The sequence below is a fragment of the Marinobacter guineae genome (assembly GCF_002744735.1).
Lineage (GTDB): Bacteria > Pseudomonadota > Gammaproteobacteria > Pseudomonadales > Oleiphilaceae > Marinobacter > Marinobacter guineae.
In genome coordinates this window covers 836,283-848,478 of sequence record NZ_KZ319339.1, presented here as the reverse complement: position 1 = coordinate 848,478, position 12,196 = coordinate 836,283, and the positions used below count along the sequence as shown (strand labels likewise).

At 56.9% G+C, this 12,196-nt stretch carries 10 protein-coding genes and 4 tRNA genes; 8 read left to right on the top strand and 6 right to left on the bottom strand.

Annotated elements, in window-relative coordinates:
• Positions 1-6: 6 nt before the first annotated feature.
• The 5 genes from CLH62_RS03870 to purE all read right to left on the bottom strand — a co-directional run bounded on the left by CLH62_RS03870 (position 7) and on the right by purE (position 5,686).
• Positions 7-594 carry a LemA family protein gene (locus CLH62_RS03870; RefSeq protein WP_099616807.1) on the bottom strand — a complete coding sequence of 196 codons (588 nt, stop codon included), beginning with the start codon at positions 592-594 and terminating at the stop codon, positions 7-9.
• Positions 595-616: 22 nt separating this feature from the next.
• Entirely contained in the window at positions 617-2,677 is a 2,061-nt protein-coding gene (locus CLH62_RS03865) for a putative bifunctional diguanylate cyclase/phosphodiesterase (protein WP_099616806.1), read from the bottom strand.
• Between the two features lie 264 nt (positions 2,678-2,941).
• Positions 2,942-3,520 (bottom strand): superoxide dismutase [Fe], encoded by a 579-nt coding sequence (gene sodB / locus CLH62_RS03860; RefSeq protein ID WP_099616805.1) that lies wholly within the window; start codon positions 3,518-3,520, stop codon positions 2,942-2,944.
• Between the two features lie 71 nt (positions 3,521-3,591).
• Entirely contained in the window at positions 3,592-4,710 is a 1,119-nt protein-coding gene (locus CLH62_RS03855) for a 5-(carboxyamino)imidazole ribonucleotide synthase (protein WP_099616804.1), read from the bottom strand.
• Between the two features lie 484 nt (positions 4,711-5,194).
• A complete protein-coding gene (purE, locus tag CLH62_RS03850; protein WP_099616803.1) occupies positions 5,195-5,686 on the bottom strand; it encodes a 5-(carboxyamino)imidazole ribonucleotide mutase in 492 nt (163 codons plus the stop codon).
• Positions 5,687-5,982: 296 nt separating this feature from the next.
• Between purE and CLH62_RS03845 the strand changes: the two genes are divergently transcribed.
• The 6 genes from CLH62_RS03845 to CLH62_RS03820 all read left to right on the top strand — a co-directional run bounded on the left by CLH62_RS03845 (position 5,983) and on the right by CLH62_RS03820 (position 8,759).
• Positions 5,983-6,963 carry a hypothetical protein gene (locus CLH62_RS03845; protein WP_099616802.1) on the top strand — a complete coding sequence of 327 codons (981 nt, stop codon included), beginning with the start codon at positions 5,983-5,985 and terminating at the stop codon, positions 6,961-6,963.
• Positions 6,964-7,103: 140 nt separating this feature from the next.
• Complete coding sequence (locus CLH62_RS03840) at positions 7,104-7,976, top strand: DUF2846 domain-containing protein (RefSeq protein WP_099616801.1); 873 nt, start codon at positions 7,104-7,106, stop codon at positions 7,974-7,976.
• Positions 7,977-8,023: 47 nt separating this feature from the next.
• Complete coding sequence (locus CLH62_RS03835) at positions 8,024-8,281, top strand: hypothetical protein (RefSeq protein ID WP_099616800.1); 258 nt, start codon at positions 8,024-8,026, stop codon at positions 8,279-8,281.
• A 174-nt stretch (positions 8,282-8,455) separates the two neighbouring features.
• Positions 8,456-8,531 (top strand) — tRNA-Val (locus CLH62_RS03830).
• Positions 8,532-8,598: 67 nt separating this feature from the next.
• Positions 8,599-8,675: transfer RNA gene (locus CLH62_RS03825), tRNA-Asp, on the top strand.
• 8 nt (positions 8,676-8,683) lie between these two features.
• Positions 8,684-8,759: transfer RNA gene (locus CLH62_RS03820), tRNA-Val, on the top strand.
• Positions 8,760-8,845: 86 nt separating this feature from the next.
• Here the strand turns inward: CLH62_RS03820 and CLH62_RS03815 are convergent.
• Positions 8,846-10,252: a 3-oxoacyl-ACP reductase gene (locus CLH62_RS03815; protein ID WP_099616799.1), complete on the bottom strand. Its 1,407-nt coding sequence runs from the start codon at positions 10,250-10,252 to the stop codon at positions 8,846-8,848.
• A gap of 409 nt (positions 10,253-10,661) precedes the next feature.
• On the opposite strand from CLH62_RS03815, the gene CLH62_RS03810 reads away from it, so the two are divergent.
• On the top strand, positions 10,662-11,999 hold the full coding sequence (locus CLH62_RS03810; protein ID WP_228152763.1) for an acetyl-CoA C-acetyltransferase: 1,338 nt from the start codon (positions 10,662-10,664) through the stop codon (positions 11,997-11,999).
• A gap of 102 nt (positions 12,000-12,101) precedes the next feature.
• Positions 12,102-12,178: transfer RNA gene (locus CLH62_RS03805), tRNA-Met, on the top strand.
• Positions 12,179-12,196: the final 18 nt, after the last annotated feature.

The following is a 12,196-nucleotide window of genomic DNA, read 5'->3' as shown; positions in this document are numbered from 1 at the left end:
AGGGCCTCAGAAGGCCACTTTCGGGGCCTGGCGGGCTTCCGGGGAATCCAGTTCCAGCTGTGCCGTTTCCTTGAAGGCAAACATGCCGGCAATGATGTTGTTGGGGAACTGCTCCCGGAAAATGTTGTAGCTCATGACGCCATCGTTATAGGCCTGGCGGGCGAAGGCGACCCGGTTCTCGGTGCTGGACAGCTCTTCCATAAGTTGCTGGATGGTCTCGTTGGCTTTCAGCTCCGGATAGTTCTCTGCAACGGCATAGAAGTTGGCGAGGGCCTTGGTCAGGAGATTTTCCGCACTTCCGAGGCGTTGGATCTTGGTGCCGTCACCGGGGTCCCTGGCCGCGTCTTTCTGGGCACTGACCGCATTGTTACGGGCTTCCATGACCTGGGTGAGGGTGCTCTTTTCGTGGGTAAGGTAGGCCTTGGCAGCCTCAACCAGGTTTGGAATCAGGTCGTGGCGCCGCTGCAGCTGCACATCAATCTGGGCAAAGCCGTTTTTGAACTGATTACGCAGGGAAACCAGACGGTTGTAGATAAAGACCAGAAAGATTACGACGACAGTAATAACAATCAGGCCAATGACGGTAGTGCCCATGGCAACTCCTCGGGGTGATGAATCAGGCGTTATTTTCCACGATTTGCTCGTGAAAACCTTTTACAAAAGTCTCAAAATCTTTCGGTAGTAGCGGTTTGCTGAAGTAGTAACCCTGCGCCAGTTGGCATCCGCGCTGGGTGAGATAGTACTCCTGCTCTGCCGTTTCCACGCCCTCTGCAACCACGGACAGGTTCAGGCTCCTGCCCAGATCGATGATGGTATTGGCTATTCGGGTATCTTCCTCGTTCACCAGCAGGTCGCGAATGAACTGCTTGTCAATTTTCAGGTGCTGAACCGGCATCTGCTTGAGGTAGGTGAGGGAAGAATAACCGGTGCCGAAGTCGTCCACCGCAATGCTGATGCCCGCCTTGTGCAAGCGGTGAAGTTTGGCCACGGCATCTGCAAGGTTGGTCATGAAGCTGGTTTCGGTCACTTCCAGCTCCAGTCGGCCTGCGGGGATCTTGTGTCGCTTCAGGGTATCAAGGATGTCGTCTACTATGGTCTCCTGGCGTAACTGAACCGCGGAGAGATTAACGGCAATGCGCAGTGGGGAGCCATCGGACGCCCATCGGGCTGCCTGCCAGCAGGCCTGGTCCAGTACCCATTGGCCGATCTCGACGATGGAGCCGTTGGATTCGGCCACGGGTATGAAAAAGTCGGGTGGTACCAGGCCACGAACCGGGTGCTCCCATCTTAGCAGTGCCTCGGCACCGATCACCCGTTTGCTCTCGAGGTTGATCTGAGGCTGGTAGACCAGGTGGAACTGATGACTGGACAGCGCCTGGGAAAGATCTTTTTCCAGCTGTTTCCTGTTCCGGATTTCCTGGTCAATACTGGCTACATAGAACTGGAAGTGATTGTGCCCATTTTGCTTGGCCAGGGTCATTGTCTGTTCGGCGCTCTGAAGGAGCCGGTCGGCCTGATCGGTATCCGAGGGGAACAGCGCGACGCCCATGGTTGCTGTCATGGCGATATTCTGATCCTCAACCAGCATCGGACTGCTGATGCAGGAAAGAATGCTTTCGGCGGTGTCGGCGGCCTGGAATCCGTCCCTGAGGCCTTTTTCAACAACCACGAACTGGTCACTGCCCAGGCGGGCAATGGTAAAGCGGGCGTTATTCAGTTTGCTGGTAAGCCGGTCTGCCACCGTTTGCAGAATGAGATCACCGGTGCGGAAACCGCACTGCTCGTTCACGGATTTGAAATCGTCAATGCCACAGACAATCAGGGCCAGTGAGGTGTTGCGTTTGTCGGCCTCTTCGATGTCCCGAACCAGCAATTCCATAAAGGTATCGCGGCTGGGCAGTCCGGTTAGCTGGTCGTAGCGAGACAGTCGGCTGACCCTGTCTTCAGCCTCTCGATGGCGGGTCTGGCTGTCGCCAATGGCGACCAGCAGATTGTTGGTCGCATTCACCCAGAGACCGAGCTCATCGCTCTGGTGGCCGGAGGGAATGGTTACCAGACGATCGTCCGGGTGGGCCGGATCAACCTGTTTGACGGAGCTGACAATTCTCAGCAGTGGCCGGGTCAGCAACAGATGGAAAACATAAAACAGCACCATGCCCAGAATTAGGGCGGTGGCTATCCCTGAGGCAAAGGTGACTGCAGCCCGGTCCAGCCAGGTGCCGGCTGCCGGTGCGGTGTCGTAGTGAACATCAAGATAGCCGTAGGTCGTCCCCGGGTTTCCTTCCCGGGTCAGTGGCTCGCGGAACAGTCGCTCTGCGCCAAAAATCGGGTCGGTCACGGGTCTGAAGGCGGTCTCCTGAAGGGGACGACTGCGATTGCCCAGTGGTTCGCCATCCGGATGAACGATGCGGGCCATGTGAATGGCTTCCTTGGCAAACAGGCCGTCGACTACCTGCTGGGCCAGTTCGGCATCAATGCTGAACACGGCCTGGGTAGCGGCGTCTTTCACCATGGCAATGGTCTGCCTGGCGTCATTGTCCAGACCCGTGGACACGCGCTGGGCGTCCAGAATCACCTGTATGGTGCTGACAATGACACCACTGACAAGGGCCACGGTAAGGATCCACCGTAAGATTCGATAGCCCAGGCGATGTTCAACCTCGAAGGAGTTTTGCATTCAGGCCTGTCTTTAATCCGTTTCTTCAGGACGATTGCTTCGCAAAAAGGGGCGATGCGCTTTGAGTCGTACCCTGAGAGTTACTTGTAAGTATGTTTCAGAGTTAAAGTAAGTACATTGAGTATCGGCGATTTTTTCAAAGATTTCAGGGTGCTGTTGTTTCAATTTGTAATTCTTTTCATACGACAGATACAAAAACGCCCGCGCAGGGCGGGCGTTTTTGTGCGGCAGCTTTTTACAGCTGCACCCGGAAGCTGACTCCGATCAGGCCAGGTTTTCGTTCACGAAATCCCAGTTGACCAGGTTCCAGAAAGCTTCCAGGTAGTTCGGGCGGGAGTTGCGGTAATCGATGTAGTACGCGTGCTCCCACACGTCGACAGTCAGCACCGGCTTGTCGGCACCGGTCAGCGGCGTTTCCGCGTTGCTGGTGTTAACAATGCCAACACTGCCGTCGGCCTTCTTCACCAGCCAGGTCCAGCCGGAGCCGAAGTTGTTGGCTGCTTTGTCGTTAAACTCTTTCTTGAAGTCTTCGAAAGAGCCGAAGGCTTTCTCGATGGCTTCCTTGGCAGCGCCGGTCGGCTCACCGCCACCGTTCGGGCTGAGGCAGTGCCAGTAGAAAGTGTGGTTCCAGACCTGAGCGGCGTTGTTGAACAGTGGGCCGCTGGCGCTCTTGATGATGTCTTCAAGAGACTTGTTGGCGTTGTCGGTACCTTCTACCAGGCCATTCAGCTTGGTTACGTAAGTGTTGTGGTGCTTGCCGTAATGGTACTCAAGGGTTTCCTGAGAGATGTGCGGTTCCAGTGCGTTTTTTTCATAAGGCAGTGCGGGAAGTTCAAATGCCATGAGGTCGTTCTCCCTGTCTCTCTATTTATGTGGATGTACGTCATCCCAATATAAGGTCGATTTGAGTCAGATCAACCCTTTGTCGTTAAAGAACTATTAAACTCCGGGCAACCGGGCAGGAACTGCGCACAGTTCTTTACCCGCCAGACCAGCTCTTCGTAGCTGTCCGCAAGGATGTTTACATGGCCCAGCTTCCGGCCCGGCCGTTCACCTTTATTATAGAGGTGGACATGCGCGTAGGGCAGTTCGAGGATGCGTTCGATGTCGCCATGCTCGCCGATGATGTTGATCATGCAGCTTACTCCCCGGGGCGCCACGTTGCCCAACGGGTGACCGCTTACCGCTCGGATATGGTTTTCGAACTGGCTGGTCATGGCACCTTCGATGGTCCAGTGTCCGGAATTGTGTACCCTCGGCGCCATCTCGTTGGCAACAAGGCCTTCGGCAGTCTCGAACAACTCGAGGGTTAATACGCCGACATATTCCAGTTCGTTCAGTAGGGCCTTGATGTAACGCTCTGCGTCTTCCTGGACGTGTTTCTCTAGCTTGGGTGCTGGAGCAATCGAGTAGCGCAGGATTCCTTCATGATGGGTATTCTCCGCCATGGGGTAGAACGCCAGGTCACCGTCTTCTGCTCTGACCGCGATAATCGATACTTCCCGGTGGAAATCGACAAACTTTTCCACGATCAGGCGCGGATGGCCGATGGAATCCCATGCCGCCTCGGCATCTTCCGGGCTTTTCAGCACAGCCTGACCCTTGCCGTCATAGCCTTCGGTGTTGGATTTTGCCACCACCGGGCAGCCAAGTTCCTCCGCGGCCGCTTTCAGGGCGGCGGCGCTGTCGGCAATTTTCCACTTCGGCGTCGGGATGCCCAGCTGGCCAAACAGGGTTTTCTCCGCTTCGCGGTTCTGGCACACCTGCAGGGCCCGGGGGCACGGGTGCACGGGTTTGTGGGCGGCAATTTTTTCGGCCACTTCAACCGGCAGGTGTTCAAATTCGTAGGTAACCCGGTCAACGCGGGAGAGGAAGTCATCGAGGTATTCGCCGTCACGGTCGATGATGACTTCACCAAGCCCGGCGCTGGGGCTGCCGGACATGTCATAGAAAACAAAGGTCTTGGCCAGGGGGTATCCGGCCAGTGCCAGCATTCTTCCCAGTTGGCCGGCGCCCAGTACACCAATTCTCATGTGTGTTCTCCTGCCTTGTTTTGGCGGTTAATCTTCTGGCTTCTGACTTTGGGTGCATGAGCAGGTTGGGAATGACTTTCCAAAACACGCTCCTTGCGGCACCCCTCCGGGGTCCGGCCTGCAATCGTAGATTGCAGTCGTGCGGCTGTCGCATGAAGCTTCGCTTCATAAGCGCTCGGCCCCACCCATGTGACGCTTGGGCTCCGCCATCCATGGCTCCGCACAGTTTTGGAAAAGGGTTTCCACCCCGCTCAGCAGGCTTGGGAGTCAACGCGTGGCTTACGTTCGTCTGACCATGGTGCCATTTATGATGAACCACCCAAAGCTGGGGGAGCCTTCGGGAGATGCCCTTCCAAAACTGTAGAGGGCCATGGATGGCCCGAAACAAGCGCACATGGACGTGCTTGTAGCGTGTTTTGGAAGGGCATCTCCCGAAGGCTCCTTTCTCCGGAGTTTGGCTCCGGGGCCTGGCACCCAGTTCTGATTACTGATCCTGAGGGTCAGGATTGTCCAGTATCGTCTGTGTTTGAGTAGAGCGAAATTCTTCCACGGCTTTTCGGACATTGTCGTCTGAAGTGCCGATAATCTGTGCTGCCAGCAGGCCAGCGTTGGTGGCCCCGGCTTTCCCGATGGCCAGGGTGCCAACGGCGATACCGCCGGGCATCTGGACGATGGACAACAGGGAATCCAGGCCATTCAGGGCTTTGGACTGTACGGGCACGCCCAGAACTGGCAGGGCGGTTTGTGAAGCAACCATGCCTGGCAGGTGCGCTGCGCCGCCGGCACCGGCGATGATGACTTTCAGGCCGCGCTCTGTGGCGGTTTTGGCATAGTCAAACAGCAGATCCGGGGTGCGATGGGCGGAGACGACTTTGGTTTCATAGGGCACACCGAGTTTGTCGAGCATGGTGGCGGCGTGTTCCATGGTGGGCCAGTCGGATTTGGAGCCCATGATGAGTCCTACAAGCGGCTGCATATGCAACAGTCCTGTGATAATTGGAAAGCCGGCCATTGTATGTTTTGGCTACCTACCATGCAACAAAGCCATAGTGTATGGCGCAGTTGGGATTCCTTTTCCAGAAACCGCTACAAGCACATCCCTGTGCGCTTGACTCCGGCCATCCATGGCCTCCGACATTTCTGGAAAAGGAATCCCAACCGCGCCTCGAGCTTCTGTACCGCGTTCCTTTAATGCGCCTTTATTTCACCCTGCTTATAAGTACAGGTATTATCAATCCTTATTGTTCATACCGTCCATACTCAGGAGCTGTAATGGAACCGATCCGTCCAGATGATGATGAGCTGAGAGCCCAAAGACCGATTGGTAGTGCCGAGCCCAAGGCAGCGGCAGAGAGGAAACCCAGGCCGTCTTCCGCCGGAAAGGGGGAGCCGCCGCGGCGTAAGAGGCCGGCTGACGGGGGTACAGGCGGCAAGGGTGGTAACGGTGGCAGCGGCCGTGGGAGTCTGGCGATGCTCTGGTTGCTGGTGATTGCAGTGGCCGTGGCAGCCGGTGCTGGCTGGTATTCGCAGAATCAGCGGGTTCAGGTTCTGGAAAGCCAGCTGGAGGAGGCGGATTACTGGGCTCGGCAGAGCAAGCTGGCGTTGGCGCGTTTTGAAGGGGACCTTTCCGAGACCGGGGAGAATCTTCAGGAGCGTGGGGCGTCGCTGGCGGATCAGATTGCTGCGCAGAAGAAGCAGCTGGATACGGCGGATAGTGAGATCCGGAAGCTCTGGGCCATTGCCAATGAGCGCAATAAGAAGCGCCTGGATGAGCATCAGGAGCGGATCGCAGCGGTGGAGTCTGGCCTGGCTGAGAGCAAACAGGCGATTGGCGGGCTTGAGGCTTCAGTTGAGAAGGTCCGGTCGTCGTTTTCGGCAGATGTTGCTTCCCTGAAGCAACAGACGGAGACGTCAGTAACAGCCCTGCAGGATGCAAACCGGCAGGCGACGGCCCAGCTTACGAAGCTCAGCCAGCAACTTGCAGATGTGGATCAGGTGATCGAGAGCCGTATCCGGCGGTTTGAGCAGGAGCAGAAGCTGGGGATCAGCGGTATGGAAGGGCGGATTGCGGCCCTGGAGCGGGAGACGGCTGATATTTCCGACGACGGCCGGGTTCAGGCGCTTCGGAATGAGCTCGCAAATCTGAAACGGACGGTGGAATCCATTGATGCGTCACGTTCGCAGCTGACCTCCCGCCTGGTCCGGCTTTCCGAAGAGGTGAATCAGCTTCGTACTCAACTGAGCCGGCAGTAGTAATAGTTTTCGGGTAATTAAAAGGTGGCGTTTCGGGTTTTGTAACGGTTTGTAGTCATCCCTTGCGGTAGCTCTCATTTCTGCTGTTTTGCAGTTGTTATGATCAGGCAACTCGCAATCTGGATGAAGAGTTAACAACAATGAAAACCCGAGTGCCTTCCGTTCTCTCTGTTCTCCGGCCGCTGGCTGTGTTGTCTCTGTTGCTGGCGCTGTCGGGTTGTACGGTTTACCAGTCCATCGGCAAGAGTGTTGGTTCGTTCCTGCATCCGGTGTCCGGCCACGACTTTGTACACATTGCCAACGACAGCTGGGACCGCCGGAATGCGGTGCTGTATTTCTACCGGACTCATTCCCAGTGGGCGGCTGATGAGATTGAGGCCCCCAGCGTCTACATTGATGACACGCACTATTTTAATATCCGCAATGACAGTTTTACCTGGCTGGAGGTCAGCCCTGGTGAGCGTCACATTGCCATGCGACGGCCACTACTGGGGCTGGAGGGGATGAATTCCTTCAGTTTGAGCCTGATTGCTGACGCTACGCTGCAGGTTGAGCCGGGCCAGATCTATTATCTGCGGTATAACGAACTCTCGGAGCCGGGGCGGCGGCACCCGGATCTGGATCCCGAGCACCCGCTGGCGCAGGGCGATCTTCAGCTGGTGACTCGTGAATACGCGATGCAGGCGGAGGAGATTGTTTCAACCCGTTTTCTGAACAGCGATCTGCTGGCACCAAATCATGCAGCTACGTCTATTGTCGAAGTTAATGAGGATATGGATTACGAGCGCCGGCTGGTGCTGCTTGAGGAAGAGCGTCAGCTTGAAATCGAGCGCCTGAAAGAAGAGGGCAAATACGAATCTGCCTCATGGTTCTGGCCCTTTGGCGGCGGCCCTACGGTTACTTTGGAAGCTGATCGCAAGATCGAGAAGCTGGAAGAGGAGTATGCGCAACTGGAACTGGAGCGCGAGCGCCGTGAGGAAGCGGAATCAGGCGGCGGCTGGTGGATTTTCTGAGGGCTGACTACACTGTCTGCAGTTGAAATGCTCGGGAAGTGAAAACAATGGCGCTCAAGGATTCTCTACGCAACCGGTTGGAAAAACTGACGGATGAGGTTGTTCCGCAGCTGCTTGAAAGTTGGGGCGATCTGCAGAAACGTCTGGACGATCTGAATTGCTCTCTGGCGAATCGTGCGGTTCCGAAAGACAGGCGCAGCCGTGTGAGTGAGCTGTCTCTGCAGGAAAAAGCGCAGCAGGCAGGCCAGAATCGCCCGGAAATGAGGGGCGTCCGGACCGCTGGCAGGGGCTCAGGGAAAAAGTAGGATTGCTTGGAAACTGTCCGTTTTTTAGAGGCTTGCGGGTTTTCCTGGAAAATTTCCGGAAAATATTTGACACCGCCAGCCAAATGCTTAAAATGCGCCTCTCACTTGATTGAGACAGCATTGCTGGCCAGCAGGTGAGCGCCTTTGAAAGGCTCGAGAGAAAGACTTGAAAGTGGGTGGTTAGCTCAGCTGGGAGAGCATCGCCCTTACAAGGCGAGGGTCACTGGTTCGATCCCAGTACCACCCACCACTTTCAAAAGCATCACCGGATCACCCCATCCGGTTTCAGGTTCAGGCCTACGGGCCAGAATTGATGCGGAGCGGTAGTTCAGTTGGTTAGAATACCGGCCTGTCACGCCGGGGGTCGCGGGTTCGAGTCCCGTCCGCTCCGCCATTTTTCCCGGGTGGTTAGCTCAGCTGGGAGAGCATCGCCCTTACAAGGCGAGGGTCACTGGTTCGATCCCAGTACCACCCACCAGAATTCTAAAAAGGGCCGATCCGCAAGGATCGGCCCTTTTTTGTGCTGAATTCGGGGTCAGATGAAAAGTTCATCTGACCCCATGTTCACTTGCCGATCAGCGACTGCCCACAAACACGGACCACATTGCCGTTCACACCGTTGGACGCGGGGCTGCAGTACCAGGCGATGGTTTCGGCAACATCGACCGGTTGTCCACCCTGAGACAGGCTGTTCATTCGGCGGCCGGCCTCACGGATGGTGATGGGCATGGCGGCGGTCATCTGGGTTTCGATAAACCCGGGAGCGACGGCGTTGATGGTAATGCCGTTTTTCACCTGCCGGGCCATGGCTTCCACGTAACCGATGACTCCGCACTTGGCGGTGGAGTAATTGGTCTGCCCGAAATTGCCGGCAATGCCGCTGATGGAGGAGATGCAGACAATCCGCCCGTTCTCTTTAAGGAGCTCGCGCTGCATCAGCTCCTCGTCAATCAGTTCTTCCGCGGTCAGGTTCACTGCGATGGTCATGTCCCAGAAGTGTTCGGGCATATTGCCCAGGGTTTTGTCGCGGGTGATACCTGCATTGTGGATGACCAGGTCAACGCCCCCAAAATGTTCCTCCAGGAAATCGCCGATCAGCTTCGGGGCTTTGTCATCGGTGATGTCGCAGGCGAGGGCCATGCCATTGATGGCTTCGGTAACCTTTTCCAGTTCCTCCATGGCTGGGGGGATGTCCAGCCCGACCACGGTGGCGCCGTCCCGGGCCAGTGTTTCAGCAATGGCGGCGCCGATGCCCCGGGACGCACCGGTGACCAGTGCCACTTTGCCGGTCAGCGGTGCAACGGGGTTGGTTGCCGGTGCGGCCTCGCTCTTGCCGATTTTAGTTACTTGCCCGGATACATAAGCTGAGCGCGGCGACAGGAAGAAGCGCACACTGGATTCCAGCTGTTTCTCAGCCCCGGGCGCCATCCAGAGCAGGTTGGCGGTGGAACCTTTCTTTCCGATTTCCTTGCCGACACTGCGGACAAAGCCTTCAAGGGCCTGTTGTGCCGCGGCGTGCGGTGCCTTGCGGCAGCTGGTCGGATTCTGGCCGATTACCAGAACGCAGGCGTTGCTGCCCAGCTTTTTGATGGTGGGATGGAAGAAGTCGTACAGTGCCCGTAGGTCGCCCGGGCTTTTGAGACCGGTGGCATCAAAGACCAGTGCCGAGAATTTCTGGTTGATTTCGGAACCCAGATCCAGCGGCTGGGCCTTGTTGCCGGCCTTGGCCGATTCTTTCAGGCGGTCGTTGCTGCTGGCATGGTGAAGAGTAGCGGCGCTGGCGCTTAATATGCTGCCCAGGGTGGCAATGGCCTTTCCTCCATTGGCGGCGCCGATGAGCACGTCGCCTTCGATAAACGGCTGGTCGGTGCGCTTGAGGCGTTTCAGGGGCACTGGCGCTGGCAGACCAAGGGTTTGTGCGGCGGTTTTGCCTGCAGGGGTGTTTACTATTCTAAAATAAAGGTCAGACATGGGGGGCTTCCTTGTGGTTGCAGTCGGTGTTCTGGATGCGAATCGTCCTACAGGGTAAAGAATCGGACAGTTTTTGGATTGACTCAATGCCTGTAGGGTGTTGTCAGGGGTGCCAATGAGGCGGACCGAGGTGTAGCTACACTGTCTTACGTTCACGGATTGCTGGATTGGGTGCAGGGAGCATTGGGGGCTGGCTTCCCAAAACACGCTGTGAATACGTCCCTGTACGCTCGGCTCCGCCCTTTAGCGCTTATTGCTCCTGCGTCGCGCTAAAGGTCCTGGGCAAGCCGTCCATGGCTTGCCCGTGAAGCGCTTTGCGCTTCACCCATGGCTCCGCACGGTTTTGGGAAGCCAGCCCCCAATGCTCCTTCGGACATCGTAACTTTCTCAAAAAAGGAATGTATTCATCATGGCACAGGCACCGAAAACTCATCAAAAGAACGCATCAACTTCCAAACAGCCCGTAAGCGCTCCGGCGGGTATCCGCCGTGTTGCGGTGATCGGCGGAAACCGGATTCCGTTTGCCAAGTCCAATACCGCTTACAGCAAGATCAGCAATCAGGAGTTGCTGACGTCGGCGCTTCGGGGGCTGGTGGATCGGTATGGTCTTCAGGGCAAGCAGTTGGGCGAGGTGGCCGCGGGGGCGGTTATCAAGCATTCCAGGGACTTTAATCTGACTCGGGAGTCGGTGATGAGTTGTGGGTTGGCGCTGGAGACGCCGGCTTATGATATTCAGCAGGCCTGCGGCACGGGGTTGGAGGCGGCTATTCTGGTGGCCAACAAGATCGCCCTGGGGCAGATTGAGTGTGGTATTGCCGGCGGTGCGGATACTACGTCTGATGCGCCGATTGGTGTGGGTGAGGGGCTTCGGGAGATTCTGTTGGACCTGAACCGGGCCAAGACCACCGGTGAGCGGTTGAAGATTCTGGGGCGGTTCCGGCCGGGGCATTTGAAGCCAGAGGTGCCGGAGAACGGCGAGCCCCGCACCGGGATGTCCATGGGTGAGCATGCCCAGGTGACGGCCAAGGAATGGGACATTCCCCGGGAGGAGCAGGACAAGCTGGCCTGGGAGAGTCACCAGAAGCTGGCCAAGGCCTATGAAGAGGGCTTCTTCACGGATTTGCTGACACCGTTGGCGGGGTTGGAGAAGGACAATATTCTGCGGCCGGACACGACTCTGGAGAAGTTGGCAACACTGAAGCCGGTGTTTGATCGGGAGCACGGCACCATGACAGCGGCCAACAGTACGGCATTGACGGATGGCGCTTCCTGCGTGCTTCTGGCCAGTGAGGAGTGGGCGAAAGAGAATAACTATGAGGTGAAGGCCTGGCTGACGTTCTCTGAAGTCGCGGCTGTGGATTTTGTGGACAAGAAAGAGGGGCTGCTGATGGCCCCGGCCTATGCTGTGCCCCGAATGCTGGAAAAAGCGGGGTTGGCGCTGCAGGACTTCGATTTCTATGAAATTCACGAAGCCTTCGCCGCGCAGGTACTGTGCACCCTGAAAGCCTGGGAAGATCCTGTCTTCTGCAAGGAACGTCTGGGACTGGACAAGCCTCTGGGCAGCATTGATCGGGACAAACTCAATGTGAAAGGCAGCAGCCTGGCCACCGGGCACCCGTTTGCAGCCACCGGTGGACGCATTGTGGCGACGCTGGCCAAGTTGCTGGAGGAAAAAGGTAGTGGCCGAGGCCTGATTTCCATCTGCGCGGCAGGCGGGCAGGGGATAACTGCAATACTGGAACGGTGAGTTATCGGAAAAAGTCATTTTTCCCTTTGACAGATACTGCGTCGCCCCGTACTATGCGCACCTCGTTGATCGGGGGGCTTCCTCGGGATACAACCAGTTTGATGCGGGGTAGAGCAGTCTGGTAGCTCGTCGGGCTCATAACCCGGAGGTCGTTGGTTCGAATCCAGCCCCCGCTACCATATAAAAAGTCAGATCAG

Excerpts from the sequence above, each read along its gene's own strand:
- CLH62_RS03855 (WP_099616804.1), bottom strand. The coding sequence starts at position 4,710 with ATGAGAATTGGTGTACTGGGCGCCGGCCAACTGGGAAGAATGCTGGCA.
- CLH62_RS03810 (WP_228152763.1), top strand. The coding sequence starts at position 10,662 with ATGGCACAGGCACCGAAAACTCATCAAAAGAACGCATCAACTTCCAAA.
- sodB (WP_099616805.1), bottom strand. The coding sequence starts at position 3,520 with ATGGCATTTGAACTTCCCGCACTGCCTTATGAAAAAAACGCACTGGAA.
- CLH62_RS03840 (WP_099616801.1), top strand. The coding sequence starts at position 7,104 with ATGAAAACCCGAGTGCCTTCCGTTCTCTCTGTTCTCCGGCCGCTGGCT.
- CLH62_RS03845 (WP_099616802.1), top strand. The coding sequence starts at position 5,983 with ATGGAACCGATCCGTCCAGATGATGATGAGCTGAGAGCCCAAAGACCG.
- CLH62_RS03865 (WP_099616806.1), bottom strand. The coding sequence starts at position 2,677 with ATGCAAAACTCCTTCGAGGTTGAACATCGCCTGGGCTATCGAATCTTA.
- purE (WP_099616803.1), bottom strand. The coding sequence starts at position 5,686 with ATGCAGCCGCTTGTAGGACTCATCATGGGCTCCAAATCCGACTGGCCC.
- CLH62_RS03870 (WP_099616807.1), bottom strand. The coding sequence starts at position 594 with ATGGGCACTACCGTCATTGGCCTGATTGTTATTACTGTCGTCGTAATC.
- CLH62_RS03815 (WP_099616799.1), bottom strand. The coding sequence starts at position 10,252 with ATGTCTGACCTTTATTTTAGAATAGTAAACACCCCTGCAGGCAAAACC.
- CLH62_RS03835 (WP_099616800.1), top strand. The coding sequence starts at position 8,024 with ATGGCGCTCAAGGATTCTCTACGCAACCGGTTGGAAAAACTGACGGAT.